The organism is Streptomyces piniterrae (genome assembly GCF_005048155.1).
Taxonomy (GTDB): domain Bacteria; phylum Actinomycetota; class Actinomycetes; order Streptomycetales; family Streptomycetaceae; genus Streptomyces; species Streptomyces piniterrae.
Genome location: NZ_SUMB01000007.1, coordinates 105828 through 122580, shown reverse-complemented (window position 1 = coordinate 122580; position 16753 = coordinate 105828). Strand labels below are relative to the sequence as shown.

The window sequence follows — 16753 nt, the reverse complement described above, 5'->3', positions numbered from 1 at the left end:
GTATCCGCCGCCACGGAGCACGGGCCGTCGGAGGCCCGTGGCATGCCAGCGAAAAGAGCCGGGCCCCCGGGGAGAGAACTCCCCGGGGGCCCGGCCCTGATTGCCGACTACGTGCCCTAGGCGGGCGTCAGTTGTCGTCCTCGTCGATGAGGAAGCCACGCATCGGTGACGGCGCCTGGCCCATCGGCTGCGGGCTCTGCGGCCGCACCGGAGCCATCGGCTGGGTCATCGCCGGCGACATCTGCTGCTGACCACCGTAGGACGGACCACCGCCGGACGGGCCGGCCATCGAGTGGTTGCCGCCCATGGACTGGCCGCCACCCATGGTGTGGTTGCCGCCCATGGTGCCCGCACCGGCCGACGCCATCGACGGGGACGGCGGCAGCGAAGCGGCAGCCGGGGTCCGCGGCGGGGCCAGCGAGTCGTCGGCCTGGTTCTCCAGCTGACGCAGCTGGCTCTCCAGGTAGGACTTCAGGCGGGTGCGGTACTCGCGCTCGAAGCCGCGCAGGTCCTCGACCTTGCGCTCCAGCGTCGCGCGGGCCGACTCCAGCGAGCCCATCGCCACGCGGTGCTTCTCCTGCGCGTCCCGCTCCAGCGCGTCGGCCTTGGCGCGGGCGTCCCGCTCCAGGCCCTCGGCACGGCTGCGCGCCTCGCCGACGATCTTGTTGGCCTCGGAACGGGCCTCCGCGATCGCCTGGTCGGCGGTCTGCTGCGCCAGCGACAGCACCCGAGCGGCGCTGTCACCACCGGGGCCGCCCTGCTGCTGCCCCTGCGGGAGCTGCTGCGGACCACCGGGGCCGCCCATGGGGCCGCCCATCGGGCCGCCGGGGCCCATCGGGCCGGGACCGTGACCCTGCGGGCCATGACCACCGGGACCTGGGGGCAGCTGCGGTGCGCCACCGGGCAGTTGGGGCGGGCCACCCAACCCCTGCTGCTGCGGCGGGACCGGCTGCGGACCGGATATGGCGGCGGGCACGGGGGCCCCGCCTCGCTGCTGCTGGTCCTGCTGCTGGTCGGGTCCCTTGCGCAGGCCCTGCTGCTGCTGGTTCTGCGCGGCGGCGCGGGTGGCAGCGGCCAGCTTGGCGCGGAGGTCCTCGTTCTCGCGCAGCAGGCGGGTCAGTTCGGCTTCGACCTCGTCGAGGAAGGCATCGACCTCGTCCTCGTCATAGCCTTCTCGGAGGCGGACGGTCGTGAACTGCTTGTTCCGCACGTCCTCGGGGGTCAACGGCATCTCTACTTCACCTCAACGTAGTCGTCGGCAATCGGCAAGACCGTATCGTTCACACCAACAACACCGACCTCACGACGGTGATCAGGATGTACACGATGATCATCAATACGAAGAAGGACAGGTCGAGCGCCACGCCCCCGAGACGCAGCGGCGGAATGACCCGCCGCAGAAGCTTGAGTGGCGGATCGGTCACAGTGTAGGTGGCCTCCAGAACGACCACCATCGCCTTGCCGGGTTGCCATGAGCGGGCGAACTGGAACACATAGTCCATCACCAGCCGGAAGATCAGCACGATCAGGAAGCAGTACAGCGCGATGTAGATCACCTGACCAAAGACACTCATCTCGCGCGTCCCTCTCCCCTTGATCCCTGCCGGCCTCTCGGCCTTGGTGTGCCCGGTGTTGCGTCTCAGCTCTGGTTGAAGAACCCACCCTCTGCGATACGGGCTTTGTCCTCCGCCGTGACATCGACGTTAGCAGGCGACAACAGGAACACCTTCTGCGTCACCCGCTCGATGCTGCCGTGAAGACCAAACACCAAACCGGCCGCAAAGTCGACAAGTCGCTTCGCATCTGTGTCATCCATCTCTGTGAGATTCATGATCACCGGAGTGCCCTCACGGAAGTGTTCCCCGATGGTACGGGCTTCGTTGTAGGTCCGGGGGTGCAGTGTGGTGATGCGGTAGGGCTCCCGCTCGGACACAACTTTGGGCATGATCACCGGTGCGTTCTTCTCCAAATTCGGGCGGTCAGGTGTGATGGATGCCACTGGGGCGATTCGCGCGGGTCGTCCGCTTTCCGCGGCGAGAGGAGCGGCTTCGCGCTGCGCCGGGGGCGTCACCACTCGGACGGGTTCCTCCCGTTCCGGGCGTGTTTCGGCCGGTACTTGGTGCTGCTGTCGCCGTCCACGATCGGGCTCCGGGTCAAGCTCGGGCTCGAACTCGTCGTCGGGGTCGAACCCCCGGCCGTCGTACCCATCGTCCTCCACGAGGCCGAGGTAGACCGCCATCTTGCGCATCGCGCCGGCCATTCTCTGCGTCCTCCGCTCTGTGGTGGATCGGCTCCGTCACCGGGCGCCTTGGATCCACGCGGTCTGCCCGCTTTTTGCGGGAATGACCATATTTTGTGCTGTGGTCCGACTTGCTTCGCGACGTTACCCGAGCCGTGGTCGGACTCCGAGTACCGCAGTGCCGACGCGTACATGTGTCGCCCCGGCCGCAACGGCGTCCTCGAGATCCGCGCTCATACCTGCTGACACCATGTTGGCAGCAGGATGGTTCGCGCGCAGGTCGGATGAGATTTCCATGAGCCGCTCGAAAGCGGCGAGTTGGCGTCCGGCATAGGGACCGGACAGCGGCGCGACGGTCATCACACCGTCCAGCCGCAGACCTTGGGCGGCCGCGATCGCCTCGCCGAGCGCCGGGACACCGTCCGGTGCCACCCCTCCGCGGTCGGCCCGCGCGGCGACCCGCGCGGTGTTCCCGGCGTTCCCCCCGGCCTCCGCTTCGGCGTCGAGTGCCACCTGGATCAGGCAGCCCAGCTCGCGTCCCGTGCGAACCGCCTCACGGGAGAGCGCGGTGACCAGTTTGGCCCGGTCGACCGACTGAACAATTCCGGCGTAACCGGCCACAGACCGCACCTTGTTGGTCTGCAACTGGCCGACGAAGTGCCAAGTAAGGGGCAGATCAGCACATTCGGCGGCCTTGGGTGCCGCATCCTGATCGCGGTTCTCCGCGACATGGCGCACTCCCAGTTCCGCGAGCAGCCGGACATCGCTCGCGGGGTAGGTCTTGGTGACCACGATCAGGGTCACCTCGTCACGCGCCCGGCCGGCCTTGGCGCAGGCGTCGGAGATACGTTCCTCCACCCGCGCCAGGTTGTCGGCGAGTTGCGTCCTGCGGTCGTCCGTCACAGCCAGCCGTCCAGCCATACGTAGCTCGCGAGCCGCCCCGTCGTGCGGTCGCGCCGGTAGGAGAAGTGGTCCGCCGACTCCAGCGTGCAGATGTGGGAATCCTCACTCAACGGCACGCCGGCTGCGGCGAGTTGGGCCCGTACGCCCGCGGTGACATCCACCGCCGGCGTGCCCCAGGTGGTCGTCGACCTGGCCTCCGGGACCACCGCGGCGACCTCGGAACGCATCGCCTCGGGCACTTCGTAGCAGCGTCCGCAGACCGCGGGGCCGGTGTACGCGATGATCCGGGACGGTTCGGCGCCGAGTGCGGCCATCGCCTCGACGGCCGCCGGGACGACCCCGGCGACCAGGCCGGGACGGCCGGCGTGCGCGGCCCCCGCGACCCCGGCGACCGGGTCCGCGAGCAGAACCGGAGTGCAGTCCGCGGTCAGGACGGCGAGCGCGAGGCCCCGGCGGGCGGTCACCACCGCGTCCACACAGGGAATCTCCCCGGCCGCGGCCTGCCACGGTCCTTCGACCACCGCCACATCCCGGCCGTGGACCTGGTTCATCCAGACCACCGCGGCCGGATCGAGGCCGAGTGCCTTGGCCGCGAGTTCGCGGTTGGTACGGACCGATTGCGGGTCGTCGCCGACCGCGCCGCCCAGATTGAGCTGGTCATACGGAGCGGCGCTCACCCCGCCCCACCTGTCGGTGAAGGCGAAGTGCGCGCCGCTCTCGTGGTGCTGGTGCCCTATCACGTGGGTGCTTCGGTCACTTCAGGAAGTCGGGGACGTCCAGCTCCTCGGCCGCGCTGTCCGCGTACGACGGACGGGCCGGGGGAACCTGCGGGGCGCTCGCCGGCGGCGCCGGCACCTCACCCAGCGACGGGGTGTCGGCCGGGGCCGGCTCCTCGTCGCGTACCGGGACCGCGCCGAGACCGCCGAAGGACGACGACCGCGGCTCGGCCGGGGCGGCCGGACGGCTCGGGGCCGCTGCCGGCTCCTCGCGCTTCGCGGAGGTCAGCCCGCTCGCCGCCGATTCCCTGCGGGCCGGCGGCTGCCCTCCGTCAAAACCCGCGGCGATCACGGTCACCCGGACCTCGTCACCCAGCGCGTCGTCGATGACCGCGCCGAAGATGATGTTGGCTTCCGGGTGCGCGGCCTCGCTGACCAGCTGGGCGGCCTCGTTGATCTCGAAGAGACCGAGGTCGGAGCCGCCGGAGATGGAGAGCAGCACGCCACGGGCGCCGTCGATGGACGCCTCCAGGAGCGGCGAGGAGATCGCCATCTCCGCCGCGGCCACCGCGCGGTCGTCGCCGCGCGCCGAGCCGATGCCCATCAGGGCGGAGCCGGCCTCCGACATCACGGACTTGACGTCGGCGAAGTCGAGGTTGATCAGGCCCGGGGTGGTGATCAGGTCGGTGATGCCCTGGACACCCGACAGCAGCACCTGGTCCGCGGATTTGAACGCGTCGAGCACGCTCACCTGGCGGTCCGAGATGGACAGCAGCCGGTCATTGGGGATCACGATGAGGGTGTCGACCTCTTCGCGCAGCTGGGCGATGCCGTCCTCGGCCTGGTTGGCGCGGCGGCGGCCCTCGAAGGTGAACGGCCGGGTGACCACACCGATCGTCAGGGCGCCCAGCGAGCGGGCGATGTTGGCGACGACGGGTGCGCCGCCGGTGCCGGTGCCGCCGCCCTCGCCCGCGGTCACGAAGACCATGTCGGCCCCCTTGAGGACCTCCTCGATCTCCTCGCGGTGGTCCTCGGCCGCCTTGCGGCCCACGTCCGGGTTTGCGCCCGCGCCGAGTCCGCGCGTCATTTCGCGGCCGACGTCGAGCTTGACGTCGGCGTCGCTCATCAGCAGCGCCTGCGCATCGGTATTGATCGCGATGAACTCGACGCCCTTGAGCCCGACCTCGATCATCCGGTTGATGGCGTTCACGCCACCGCCGCCGATGCCGACGACCTTGATGACTGCGAGGTAGTTCTGCGGTGCTGCCACGTCGAAGGCCTCTCGCCTCGAGTTACGTGTCGTCGCCTCACATTCCGTGTGGGCGCCGACTGATGCCGATTGGGACGGTTCCGTATCGCCGACCCGAACCCTAACGTTCAACTTTAGGGTTACCTGTGCCTGTGTTCCTTGGTTCCATAGTCCCTTTGGAACGAGACACTAAGTCGACAAGGCGCGCGCGTTCAACGAACACGCCGAACCTCCCGTTTTTCTTTTCACCCTATGTGATCACCCATAGTCGTAGCCATCCAGGGTGCTGGCCTGCGGCTACGGACGTCAACTCCCCGACGCCGCAGGGGCGCTGGGCACGGAGACATCGAAGTGGCGCGCGTCACCTGCCGCTTTCAGCAGCGCGACAAGCACCTTCGCCTTCTCCGCACCCCGCTCCCCGCTGCCCCACAGGACCGTACGGCCCCCCGTCAGTTCGAGGGTGAGCGAGTCGTACGAACGAACGCGGATCTTGCGTACGGCCTGGTGTACGGCCTGGGGCAGCTGCGCGGTGACGCCGGCCGCGGCACGCCGCAACCGGTCGGTCCCGAACCGGTGCAGGCTCGGGGAGTCCGATGCGGTCATTTCCAGAAGCGGAATGCCTTTGGGGGCGGTGGCGACGGTGGCGAAACGGACGCCTTCGACGTCCACTTCGATGAACTTTCCGCCCGATCGCATCAGGAGTTCCGGTGTCCTTTCGGTCACTTTCAGATCGATGGTGTGCGGCCAGGAACGCACCACATCAACGGATTTGATGCGCGGCAGGCGCGCCCTGAGCCGGCGGGCCATCGCGTCGGTATCCACCGAGACCAGCGGTGTGTTGACCGGAGCGTCGGCCGCGGCGATGACCTCGGCCGGTGTCAGGACCCTGGTGCCCTCGGCCCTGACGTGTGTCACCCGCAGCCAGTCCGAGCCGTACAGGGCCCAGACTCCCAACGCCCCGGCCAGCAGCGCGATGACCAATGTGATGATCATGCCGCGACGGCGCGGCGTACGGAAGGAAAAGCGGAGCCGGGGGAACCGCCGCGCACGGGACGCCGGCGAAGCGGGCGGGCCGGCCGGCGACTTCCTCTTTTCCCCCGCGGTCGTCGGTCCGGCCACGCTCCCCTGCTCTCTCTCGTCCGCTACCGGTTCTGGGCGATCGCCTCGTACACCATGCCGACCAGCAGCTCGTCGGCGTCCCGGCGGCCGAACTCGGAGGCCGCGCGGGACATCTCGTACAGCCGGTGCGGATCGGCCAGGACCGGGAGCACCGTGCTCTGCACCCACTCCGAGGTCAGCTGGGCGTCATCGACCAGCAGGCCGCCGCCGGCGTTGACCAGCGGCTGGGCGTTGAGCCGCTGTTCGCCGTTGCCGATGGGCAGCGGGACGAAGGCGGCCGGGAGCCCGACGGCGGACAGTTCGGCGACGGTCATCGCGCCCGCGCGGCAGAGCATCATGTCGGCCGCGGCGTACGCGAGATCCATCCGGTCCACGTACGGTACCGGGACATACGGCGGCATCCCGGGCATGTTGTCCACGTGCGGCAGTTCGTTCTTCGGGCCGACCGCGTGCAGCACCTGGATACCGGAGCGCTGCAGCGCCGGCACGGTGGCCTGGATGACCTCGTTCAGCCGGCGGGCGCCCTGCGAACCGCCGGACACCAGCAGCGTCGGCAGGTTGGGGTCGAGACCGAAGGCGGCGCGCGCCTCGGGGCGGACCGCCGCGCGGTCCAGGGTGGCGATGGTGCGGCGCAGCGGGATGCCGACGTAGCGGGCACCGCGGAGCTTGCTGTCCGGGGTGCTCACGGCGACGAACTTGGCGTACCGGGAGCCGATCTTGTTGGCCAGGCCGGGGCGGGCGTTGGCCTCGTGGACGATGATCGGCACACCGAGGCGCTTGGCGGCCAGATAGCCGGGCAGCGCCACATAGCCGCCGAAGCCGACGACGCAGTCCGCCTTGGTGCGCTCCAGGATCTGCTCGGCGGCCTTGATCGTGCCGCGCAGCCGTCCGGGGACGGTGATCAGTTCGGGGGTCGGCTTGCGCGGCAGCGGTACGGCCGGGATCAGGCCGAGCTCATAGCCCCGCTCCGGGACGAGCCGGGTCTCCAGGCCGCGCTCCGTGCCGAGTGCCGTGATCCCCACGGTCGGGTCCTGCCTCCGCAGGGCGTCCGCGAGGGCGAGCGCGGGCTCGATGTGGCCGGCGGTCCCCCCACCGGCGAGTACGACATGCACCGAAATTCACCGCTCTCCGGACGGTCGCTTCTTGACGCGCCGTCTCATCGTCTTCCATCTCACCCCGGCCGGCTTTCTGCCGAAAACCGGCCTCCGCGTAGCCAGCGCGGCCAACGCCGCCCGTGCAGCGGGTTCGTCACGCGCGAAGGCGATCAGCAGCCCGATGGCGAACATCGTCGGCAGCAGGGCGGAGCCTCCGTAGGAGAACAGCGGGAGCGGGACACCGGCGATCGGCAACAGGCCGAGCACCGCACCGATGTTGATCACGGCCTGGGCCGTGATCCAGGTGGTCACGCCTCCCGCGGCGTACCGTACGAAGGGGTCCTCCGTGCGCCCGGCCACGCGGATACCCGCATAGCCTAGAGCCGCGAAGAGTGCGAGCACCGACAGCGTCCCCGCCAGACCCAGTTCCTCCCCGGTGATGGCGAAGATGAAGTCGGTGTGCGGTTCGGGGAGTTCTCCCCATTTTTCCATACTCGCGCCGAGCCCGGAACCGAAGAATCCGCCGGACGCGAGGGCGTAGATGCCGTGCACGGCCTGCCAGCACTGATCGCCGGGGCCCGGGTCGGTGGCGCCGATGCAGGCGAGCCGGGACATCCGGTTGGCACTGGTGGTGATCAGCAGCGCCCCGAGCGCCGCGGCGCCGCCGAGGACGCCCACGAAAAGCCTGGTGGGGGCGCCGGCCAGCCACAGCAGTCCGAAGACGATCGCGGTCAGGATGATCGCGGTGCCCATGTCGCCGCCGAGCATGATCAACGCGAGCAGCAGGAAGGCGGCCGGGACCAGCGGCACCAGCAGATGCTTCCACTGCACCAGCAGTTTCTTGTCCTGTTTGCGGGCCAGGAGGTCGGCGCCCCACAGGACCAGTGCGAGTTTGCCGAACTCGCTCGGTTGCATCTGGAAAGGGCCGCCGAGATTGATCCAGTTCTGGTTGCCGTTGACCGCGACCCCTATGCCCGGGATCTGCACCAGGCACATCAGGAACACCGACCCGGCGAGCAGCGGATAGGCCAGTGCGCGGTGCAGCCTGACGGACGTCCGGGAGGCGACCAGCAGCAGTACGCCGCCGAGGACGGCCGCGAGCAGTTGCTTGCGGAAGAAGTACGTCGGGGCGAGGCCGGACTGGAGAGCCTTGATCTGGGAGGCCGAGTAGACCATCACCAGCCCCAGGACGGTGATCAGCAGACTGCCGCCGAGGATGAGGTAGTAGGCGGTCAGCGGCCGGTCCCAGGCGCGTTTCGCCCGGGTGTAGAGGCGCCGGGGGCCGCGCGGGGCGCCCGGGGGGCGCCGGCCGCGCGGCGTACGCACCGAGGGGATCCGGCGTCCCGGGCGCGCCGGTGCGGACCGACCACCGACCGACCGGCTCCCGCCCACCCACCCTGACTTCGCTGGTCGGACGGTCATCCTCGTCCCCTCCACAGGTGCGCTGGCCGCGGGTGCCCGACGGCTGCGGGGACTGGCTAGTGATCCTCTGCGGTCAGCTCACCGACCGCGTCGGCGAAGGCGTCGCCCCGCTTGTTGTAGTTGACGAACATGTCCATGGAGGCACAGGCCGGGGCCAGCAGGACCGTGTCACCGGGCTCGGCCAGACGGGTCGCCTGGCGGACCGCCTCGGACATCGCCCCAGTGTCGGTCCGGTCGAGGTCGACGACCGGGACATCGGGGGCGTGTCGCGCCAGGGCTTCGCGAATCAGCGCCCGGTCGGCACCGATCAGCACCACCCCGCGCAGCCGCGCGGCCGACGTCCGCACCAGGTCGTCGAAGGTCGCGCCCTTGGCCAGCCCGCCGGCGATCCACACGATGTGCTCGTACGCCGCCAACGACGCCTCAGCGGCGTGTGTGTTGGTGGCCTTGGAGTCGTCGATGTAGCTGATGCCGCCGACGTCCGCGATGTGCTGGATGCGGTGCGCGTCCGGGTGGAAGGCCCGCAGACCGTCGCGTACCGCGGCGGCCGGGACGCCGAAGGCGCGGGCCAGCGCGGCCGCCGCGAGGGCGTTGGCGATGTTGTGCGGCGCTGCTTTTCCCGACTGGGGCGCGACGTCCGAGACCTCGGCGAGTTCCTGGGCCTGCTGCTGCCGGTTCTCGACGAAGGCGCGGTCGACGAGGATGCCCTCGACGACACCGAGCTGGGAGGGCCCCGGGGTGCCGAGGGTGAAGCCGATGGCGCGGCAGCCCTCGTCGACGTCGGCCGCCCTGACCAGGTCCTCGGTCAGCGGATCGGCGACGTTGTAGACACAGGCGACGGTGTTGCCCTCGTAGATCCGGCCCTTGGCGGCGGCGTACTCCGCCATGGAGCCGTGCCAGTCCAGGTGGTCGGGCGCCAGGTTGAGGACGGCCGCGGAGTGCGCGCGTACCGAGGGCGCCCAGTGCAGCTGGTAGCTGGACAGCTCCACCGCGAGGACGTCGTACGACTCGCCCTCCGCGCGCCCTTCGCCGAGCACCACGTCGACGAGCGGGACGCCGATGTTGCCGACGGCGGCGGTGCGCAGACCGGCCGCCTTCAGGATCGAGGCCAGCATCTGGACGGTGGTGGTCTTGCCGTTGGTGCCGGTGACCGCCAGCCAGGGCGCGGAGCCGGGGCCGCGCAGCCGCCAGGCCAGCTCGACGTCGCCCCACACCTCGACGCCGGCCTTCTCGGCGGCGGCGAAGAGCGGGCTGGTCGGCTTCCAACCAGGACTGGTGACGATCAGCTCGGTGCCCTCGGGAAGGGTGTCACCGTCGCCGAGGCGGACGCTGACACCCAGCGGCTCCAGCTCGGCGGCCTGCGCGCGTTCGCGCTCACCGTCGGTGCTGTTGACGACGGTGACATGGGCGCCGAGGCCGGCCAGGGCGCGGGCGGCGGGCACGCCGCTCACGCCGAGGCCGGCGACCGTGACGTGCCGGCCGGCGAGGTCCTGGAAGTCCCGCGGCTGCTGCGCGGTCACTTCGCCGCCTGCCAGCCGCCGTAGAAGATGCCCAGGCCGACGATCACGCACATGCCCTGGATGATCCAGAATCTGACCACCACAAGGACTTCCGACCACCCCTTGAGTTCGAAGTGGTGTTGGAGTGGCGCCATACGGAAGACCCGCTTGCCGGTCAGGCGGAAGGAACCGACCTGGATCACCACGGACAGGGTGATCAGCACGAAGAGACCGCCGAGGAGCGCCAGCAGCAGCTCCGTGCGGGAGCAGATCGCGAGTCCGGCGAGCGCGCCGCCCAGGGCCAGCGAGCCGGTGTCCCCCATGAAGATCTTGGCGGGCGAGGTGTTCCACCACAGGAAGCCGAAGCAGGCACCCATCAGGGCGGAGGCGACGACCGCGAGGTCCAGCGGGTCGCGGACCTCGTAGCAGCCGGGCCCCGCGGTGGGCACGTTGGCGCAGGACTCCTGGTGCTGCCAGATGCCGATGAACGTGTACGCGCCGAAGACCATCACCGAGGCGCCGGTCGCCAGACCGTCGAGGCCGTCGGTGAGGTTCACGCCGTTGGACATCGCCAGGATCATGAACAGCGCCCAGATGACGAAGATCACCGGGCCGACCTGCCAGCCGAAGTCCTGGGTGAAGGACAGCCGGTCCGACGCCGGGGTCTGGCCCCGCAAATCGGCGAACTGCAGCGAAAGCACCGCGAAGGCGATACCGACGATCAGCTGGCCGGCCATCTTCGCCTTGGCCCGCAGACCCAGCGAACGCTGCTTGACGATCTTGATGTAGTCGTCCAGGAAGCCGACCAGGCCCATGCCCGCCATCAGGAACAGCACCAGCACACCCGAGAAGGTGGGGTCGCTGCTCGTGATCACCTTGGTCAGGGCGTACGCGATGATCGTGGCCAGGATGAAGGCGATACCACCCATGGTGGGGGTACCGCGCTTGCTGTGATGGTCACGCGGGCCGTCGTCGCGGATGTACTGCCCGTAGCCCTTTTTGGCCAGCAGCTTGATCAGCAGCGGAGTGCCGATCAAGGTCAGGAAGAGCCCGATCATTCCGGAGAAGAGGATCTGCTTCATCGAGTTCATCGGGACGCGGCTCCGCCCTCAGTGACCGCAACGCCGTCGCCGTCCAGCAATGCTGCGGCGACCCGCTCCAGTCCCACCGACCTGGACGCCTTCACCAGCACGACGTCTCCCGGTCGCAGCTCGCTGCGCAACAGGTCGACCGCCGCCCGCGCGTCGGACACGTGCACCGACTCCTCACCCCACGAACCCTCGTTCTTGGCGCCCATGTCGAGCCAGGCCGCTTCCCTGCCGCCGACTGCCACGAGCTTGCTGACGTTGAGTCGGACGACCAGCCGCCCGACCGCGTCGTGTTCGGCGAGTGAGTCCTCGCCGAGCTCGGCCATCTCACCGAGCACCGCCCACGTACGACCGCCCTTCGCCTTGGCGGCGGCGCCCATCGCGACCAGCGCTCGCAGCGCCGCTCGCATGGACTCGGGGTTCGCGTTGTAGGCGTCGTTGACGACCGTCACGCCATCCGCGCGCTCGGTGACCTCCATCCGCCAGCGGGAGAGCGTGCCGGCTTCGGAGAGCGCGGTGGCGATCTCGTCTGCGGGCATGCCCAACTCATGGGCGACGGCGGCCGCGGCGAGCGCGTTCGACACGTGGTGCTCACCGTACAGCCGCATGGTCACATCGCTGCACCCGGAGGGTGTGTGAAGCGTGAAAGCGGGGCGGCCCGTCTCGGTGAGACGGACATTCTCGGCACGAATCGCGGCCTCCGGGTCCTCGCCGAAGAGCACCGTACGGGCCTTCGTACGGGACGCCATGGCGCGGACGTACGGATCGTCGGCATTGAGCACCGCGATGCCGCCGTCGGACGCCGCGGGCAGCGCCTCGACGAGTTCGCCCTTTGCCTCCGCGATCCGCTCGCGGCCGCCGAACTCGCCGATGTGCGCGGTGCCGACGTTCAGCACCACACCGATCGTCGGCGGGGTCAGCTCGGCGAGATAGCGGATGTGGCCGACACCGCGGGCGCCCATCTCCAGGACGAGATGGCGGGTGCTGGACTCCGCGCGCAGCGCGGTCAGCGGCAGCCCGATCTCGTTGTTGAGGTTGCCTTCCGGCCAGACGGTGGGGCCCTGACGCTGCAACAGCTGGGCGATCAGGTCCTTGGTGCTGGTCTTGCCGGCCGAGCCGGTGAGGCCGACGACGGTGGCGCCGAGGCGCCCGACGACGGCGCGGGCGAGCGCACCGAGCGCGGCGACAACGTCGTCGACAACGATGGCGGGAACGCCTACGGGGCGGGTGGCCAGCACGGCCGCCGCGCCCGTCGCCACGGCGCCCGCGGCGAATTCATGGCCGTCGACGCGGTCACCGGCGATGGCCACGAACAGGCCACCGGGGCGTACCTGGCGGGAGTCCGTGACGACCGGTCCGGTGACCTGGAGGCCGTCGTCCGGTATGTCGTGCTGCTGCCCGCCGACGATGCGGGTGATCTCGGCGAGGGACAGGGAGATCACAGGTCACCCCCGGCGCGGGGCGGGAGGTGACGGGGGAAGGGTTGTACGCGCATGGCGGTGTGTCATCCCTGGTGGTTCGGCTGCGGCGAGTGCTGCGGCTGCTGCGTCTTCAGCGATTCCTCGATGGCCTCGCGCAGGACCTGGCGGTCGTCGAAGGGGCGGACCACTCCGGCGATGTCCTGGCCCTGCTCGTGGCCCTTGCCCGCGACGATCACGGTGTCACCGGGCTCGGCACGGGCGACGGCGGCGGCGATGGCGGCGGCCCGCTCTTCTTCGACCAGCACCGTGCCGCGTTCGTGGACGGGCACCTCGGCGGCGCCCGCGAGCATGGTGGCGAGGATCGCGAGCGGGTCCTCGGTACGGGGGTTGTCGGAGGTCAGGATGGCGGTGTCGGCGAGCCGGGCCACCGCGGAGCCCATCGGGAGGCGCTTGTGCGGGTCGCGGTCGCCGCCGCAGCCCAGTACGGCGTGCAGCTTGCCGTCGGTGACCTTGCGCAGCGCACGCAGAACCGATTCGACGGCGTCGGTCTTGTGCGCGTAGTCGACGACGGCCAGATAGGGCTGGCCCGCGTCGACGCGCTCCAGGCGGCCGGGGACGCCGGGGACCGCGGCGACGCCGTCGGCGGCGGTCTGCGGGTCGATACCGGCGACGACCAGGGACGTGATGGCGGCGAGCGCGTTGGCGACGTTGAACGGGCCGGCGATCGGGGAGGCGGCGCGCAGCTTCTGGCCGCCGGGGCCGTGCACGGTGAAGGTCGAGCCGAGCGCGCCGACCTCGACGTCCGAGGCGCGCCAGTCCGCGTCCGGGTGGCCCTCGGCGGAGAAGGTGGTGACCGGGACCTCGGACTCGCCCGCGGCCAGCCGCTTGCCGTACTCGTCGTCGAGGTTGACGACGCCGGCGCGGCTGCGCGCCTTGGTGAAGAGCCGGGCCTTGGCCTGGAAGTAGTCCTCCATGCCGGAGTGGAACTCCATGTGCTCCGGGCTGAGGTTGTTGAAGATCGCGACGTCGAAGACACAGCCGTCGACGCGGCCGAGGACCAGCGCATGGCTGGAGACCTCCATGGCGACCGCGCGGACACCGCGCTCGCGCATGACGGCGAACATCGCCTGGAGGTCGGTGGCCTCGGGAGTGGTGCGCTCGGACTTGATGCGCTCGTCGCCGATGCGGGTCTCGACGGTGCCGATCAGGCCGGTCAGCGAGCCGCCCGCCCGTCGCCCACCACCGCCCGTTGTGGACTGCGCTTCGCGCAGGCCCCCCTCTTCTTCCGTCTTCGCGGCGGCCGCCCGCAGCCCGCCCTCGATCAGATACGCGGTGGTGGTCTTGCCGGAGGTGCCGGTGATGCCGATCTGGAGCAGGTCCTCGCCGGGCGCCCCGTAGATCGAGACGGCCAGGGCGCCCATCCGGGAGCGCGGGTTCTCGACGACGAGGACCGGCAGGCCGGTCTCGGCGGCGCGTTCCTCGCCCGACGGGTCGGTCAGGATCGCCGCGGCGCCGAGGTCGGCGGCCTGCGCGACGAAGTCCGCGCCGTGCAGACGGGCGCCGGGCAGGGCGGCGTAGAGGTCACCGGGGCGGACCGCGCGGGAGTCGTGCGTGATGCCGGTGACCGGAGCAACCGGAGCATCTGCCGCGCCGGCGGGCGGAGCCTGGATGCCCAGCTGCTCGGCGAGGTCCGCCAGGGGTGTGGGGCGGACCTGCTCGGGGCGGGGCGCTCCCGGATATTTGCCGGGTTCGCCCTTCTCGCCGGGCTGGGCTTTGGGGGACTGATCAGAGCGTGACACGGCGGTGAGCGTACCGTTCACAGCGGGCCCGGGGCGAAGTGAGGGCCGCGCCGAGGAACGGTTACCGGGTTCGGAGGTGCCGTCGGGAGTGATGGTCGTCACGGCGCTATTGCCTCGATTTCATTGGCCTGGCTGGAACGTGACCGGCAGCCGCGGGGGCGCTGCGCCGGTCGGCGGGACCTGGAGGGTTTTCAGCGCGAACGCCATGACCTGCTGGTAGATCGGGCCGCACACCTGGCCGCCGAAGTAGCTGCCCTGGGTGGGGTTCTGGACGGCGCAGTAGACGGTGATGCGGGGCTTGTCGGCGGGCGCGAAGCCGGCGAAGGAGGCGGTGTAGCCCCGGTAGCGGCCGGTACGGGGGTCCACCCGGTTGGAGGTGCCGGTCTTGCCGCCCACCCGGTAGCCGTCGATCCGCGCCTTGGCGCCGGTGCCCTCCTCGTCGTCCACCACCGACTCCAGCATGGTGGCGAGGGTGGCGGCGGTCTTCTTGCCGACCACCCGGGTCTTCGCGGGCTTGGGTGCCGGGGTGTAGCGCCCGTCGGGTCCGATGGTGCCGCGGACGAGCGAGGGGGCGATGCGCTCGCCGCCGTTGGCGATGGTGGAGTAGACGGACGCGGCCTGGACGGCGTTGAGGGACAGTCCCTGGCCGAACGGGATGGTGAACTGCTGCGAGGTGTTCCAGTCCTGCGGCTTGGCCAGGATGCCGGCCGTCTCGCCCGGGAAACCGAGCCCGGTCGGCTGTCCGATCCCGAATTTCCGCAGGTAGGAGTAGAGCACCTGGTTGGCCTGGCGCTGGGTCTTGCCGAGCTGGCCGGCCGCCAGGATGGTGCCGATGTTGCTGGACTTGGCGAGCACCCCGTTGAGCGTGAGATGCCAGGTGGGGTGGTCGATGTCGTCCGCGAACAGCCGGTCGCCCCGGTGCAGCCGGTTGGGCACGGTGACCCTGGTGGCGGGGGTGGCGGCGCCCTCCTCCAGGACGGCGGCCATCGACATCAGCTTGCTGGTGGAGCCCGGCTCGTACGCGTCGGAGAGCGCGGCGTTGCCCAGCGCCCCCGGGTCGGCCTTCGACACGTCGTTGGGGTCGAAGCCGGGCGAGTTGGCCAGCGCGAGGATCTCACCGGTCCTGGTGTCCTGGACGACGACATAGCCGCGGTCGGCCCGGGACTTCGCGACCTGTTTGGTGATGGCCTGCTGCGCCGCCCACTGGATGTCGCGGTCGAGGGTGAGCTCGACGTCGGTGCCCGGGACCGCGGGGTGCACCTGGGCGTCGGCGGTGGGGACCCGGCGGCCGCCGGACTGGGCGTAGACGAGCTTGCCGTCCTTGCCGGCGAGCTGCTTGTCGAGCCGGGCCTCCAGGCCGCCGCGTCCTGTGCCCTCGCTGTTGACGAAGCCGAGGACGCCGGAGGCGAGGTCGTGGTTGGGGTAGACCCGCTTGCTGTGCTTGTCGGCGAAGATCCCGACCAGGACGTTCGGGCGGGGCACGCGCTTGGGTGCGGCGGCGGCCCGGGCGTCGAGGGACTTCCGCAGGTCCTTGATCTTCTTCCAGACCTGCGGGGTCTGCTGCCGGGACAGCAGGACGTAGCGGGACGTGGACTTGGCGAGCTTGGTGGCGAGGGTGGCCTTGTCCTCGTGGAGGATCGGCGCGAGCAGCGTCGCGGCCCGCTGCGGAGCGTCGTCGATCCTGGTCTTGTCGGGTGCCAGCAGGCTCGGGTCGGCGGTGATGTCGTAGGCGTCCACGGTGGTGGCCAGGGCGACGCCGCCCCGGTCGGTGATCGCGCCGCGCTCGGCGGCCAGCTTGACCGGGACGTAGCGGTTCTCGTTGGCCTTGGCGGCGAACGCCCCGGCGTCCACGGCCTGCACCTGGAAGAGCCGTACGACGAAGACCAGCATCACCAGCGTCAGCCCGAGGGAGACCAGCCGCAGGCGGGGGCGGGGGCGGGCGAGGCGGAGCGCTGTGGGGCGGGCGGGGCGGCGGGCCGCGGGCCCCTGCCGGAGGCCTGCCGAGGGCTTGGCGGCGCCGGGCTTGGGGGTGGTGCGTTTGGCGGCCGGGCGCTGCGGGGCGGCGCGACCTGCCCGGCCACCGCCGCCCGACCGGCCACCTCGGCCGCTCTGGCCGCCTCGGCCGCTCTGGCCGCGCCCGGCGGGGCGCGGTACGCGGCGGCGGGGGTCCCTGGGCTCGCTCATACCGCGCGCTCCAGGGCTGC

The 16753-nt window shown here is 70.6% G+C and carries 14 protein-coding genes; all 14 read right to left on the bottom strand.

Annotation, left to right across the window (positions count from 1 at the left end):
- Positions 1-127: 127 nt before the first annotated feature.
- Positions 128-1231: a DivIVA domain-containing protein gene (locus FCH28_RS20980; protein WP_136741614.1), complete on the bottom strand. Its 1104-nt coding sequence runs from the start codon at positions 1229-1231 to the stop codon at positions 128-130.
- A 49-nt stretch (positions 1232-1280) separates the two neighbouring features.
- Complete coding sequence (locus FCH28_RS20975) at positions 1281-1574, bottom strand: YggT family protein (RefSeq protein ID WP_044364269.1); 294 nt, start codon at positions 1572-1574, stop codon at positions 1281-1283.
- 65 nt (positions 1575-1639) lie between these two features.
- Positions 1640-2260: a cell division protein SepF gene (locus FCH28_RS20970; protein ID WP_136741613.1), complete on the bottom strand. Its 621-nt coding sequence runs from the start codon at positions 2258-2260 to the stop codon at positions 1640-1642.
- 123 nt (positions 2261-2383) lie between these two features.
- Positions 2384-3160 carry a YggS family pyridoxal phosphate-dependent enzyme gene (locus FCH28_RS20965; protein ID WP_136741612.1) on the bottom strand — a complete coding sequence of 259 codons (777 nt, stop codon included), beginning with the start codon at positions 3158-3160 and terminating at the stop codon, positions 2384-2386.
- Positions 3139-3882, bottom strand: a complete 744-nt coding sequence (gene pgeF / locus FCH28_RS20960) for a peptidoglycan editing factor PgeF (protein ID WP_136741611.1) — start codon at positions 3880-3882, stop codon at positions 3139-3141. Before pgeF ends, FCH28_RS20965 begins: the two co-directional genes overlap by 22 nt.
- A 13-nt stretch (positions 3883-3895) precedes the next feature.
- On the bottom strand, positions 3896-5128 hold the full coding sequence (gene ftsZ / locus FCH28_RS20955; RefSeq protein ID WP_136741610.1) for a cell division protein FtsZ: 1233 nt from the start codon (positions 5126-5128) through the stop codon (positions 3896-3898).
- Between the two features lie 285 nt (positions 5129-5413).
- The gene (locus tag FCH28_RS20950; protein ID WP_136741609.1) at positions 5414-6226 is read right to left on the bottom strand and encodes a cell division protein FtsQ/DivIB; all 813 of its coding nucleotides are present in this window, start codon (positions 6224-6226) and stop codon (positions 5414-5416) included.
- 23 nt (positions 6227-6249) lie between these two features.
- Positions 6250-7338, bottom strand: coding sequence for an undecaprenyldiphospho-muramoylpentapeptide beta-N-acetylglucosaminyltransferase (gene murG / locus FCH28_RS20945; protein WP_136741608.1), 1089 nt, complete (start codon positions 7336-7338; stop codon positions 6250-6252).
- A gap of 6 nt (positions 7339-7344) precedes the next feature.
- Positions 7345-8742 carry a putative lipid II flippase FtsW gene (gene ftsW / locus FCH28_RS20940; RefSeq protein ID WP_246103058.1) on the bottom strand — a complete coding sequence of 466 codons (1398 nt, stop codon included), beginning with the start codon at positions 8740-8742 and terminating at the stop codon, positions 7345-7347.
- Between the two features lie 56 nt (positions 8743-8798).
- Complete coding sequence (gene murD / locus FCH28_RS20935) at positions 8799-10262, bottom strand: UDP-N-acetylmuramoyl-L-alanine--D-glutamate ligase (protein WP_136741607.1); 1464 nt, start codon at positions 10260-10262, stop codon at positions 8799-8801.
- Positions 10259-11323, bottom strand: a complete 1065-nt coding sequence (gene mraY, locus FCH28_RS20930; RefSeq protein WP_136741871.1) for a phospho-N-acetylmuramoyl-pentapeptide-transferase — start codon at positions 11321-11323, stop codon at positions 10259-10261. Before mraY ends, murD begins: the two co-directional genes overlap by 4 nt.
- A 5-nt stretch (positions 11324-11328) precedes the next feature.
- Complete coding sequence (locus FCH28_RS20925) at positions 11329-12771, bottom strand: UDP-N-acetylmuramoyl-tripeptide--D-alanyl-D-alanine ligase (RefSeq protein WP_136741606.1); 1443 nt, start codon at positions 12769-12771, stop codon at positions 11329-11331.
- Between the two features lie 62 nt (positions 12772-12833).
- Positions 12834-14651 (bottom strand): UDP-N-acetylmuramoyl-L-alanyl-D-glutamate--2,6-diaminopimelate ligase, encoded by a 1818-nt coding sequence (locus tag FCH28_RS20920; RefSeq protein ID WP_136741605.1) that lies wholly within the window; start codon positions 14649-14651, stop codon positions 12834-12836.
- A gap of 18 nt (positions 14652-14669) precedes the next feature.
- Positions 14670-16733: a peptidoglycan D,D-transpeptidase FtsI family protein gene (locus FCH28_RS20915; RefSeq protein WP_187363887.1), complete on the bottom strand. Its 2064-nt coding sequence runs from the start codon at positions 16731-16733 to the stop codon at positions 14670-14672.
- Positions 16734-16753: the final 20 nt, after the last annotated feature.

Excerpts from the sequence above, each read along its gene's own strand:
- mraY (WP_136741871.1), bottom strand. The coding sequence starts at position 11,323 with ATGAAGCAGATCCTCTTCTCCGGAATGATCGGGCTCTTCCTGACCTTG.
- ftsW (WP_246103058.1), bottom strand. The coding sequence starts at position 8,742 with ATGACCGTCCGACCAGCGAAGTCAGGGTGGGTGGGCGGGAGCCGGTCG.
- FCH28_RS20970 (WP_136741613.1), bottom strand. The coding sequence starts at position 2,260 with ATGGCCGGCGCGATGCGCAAGATGGCGGTCTACCTCGGCCTCGTGGAG.
- FCH28_RS20965 (WP_136741612.1), bottom strand. The coding sequence starts at position 3,160 with ATGGCTGGACGGCTGGCTGTGACGGACGACCGCAGGACGCAACTCGCC.
- FCH28_RS20980 (WP_136741614.1), bottom strand. The coding sequence starts at position 1,231 with ATGCCGTTGACCCCCGAGGACGTGCGGAACAAGCAGTTCACGACCGTC.
- FCH28_RS20915 (WP_187363887.1), bottom strand. The coding sequence starts at position 16,733 with ATGAGCGAGCCCAGGGACCCCCGCCGCCGCGTACCGCGCCCCGCCGGG.
- FCH28_RS20975 (WP_044364269.1), bottom strand. The coding sequence starts at position 1,574 with ATGAGTGTCTTTGGTCAGGTGATCTACATCGCGCTGTACTGCTTCCTG.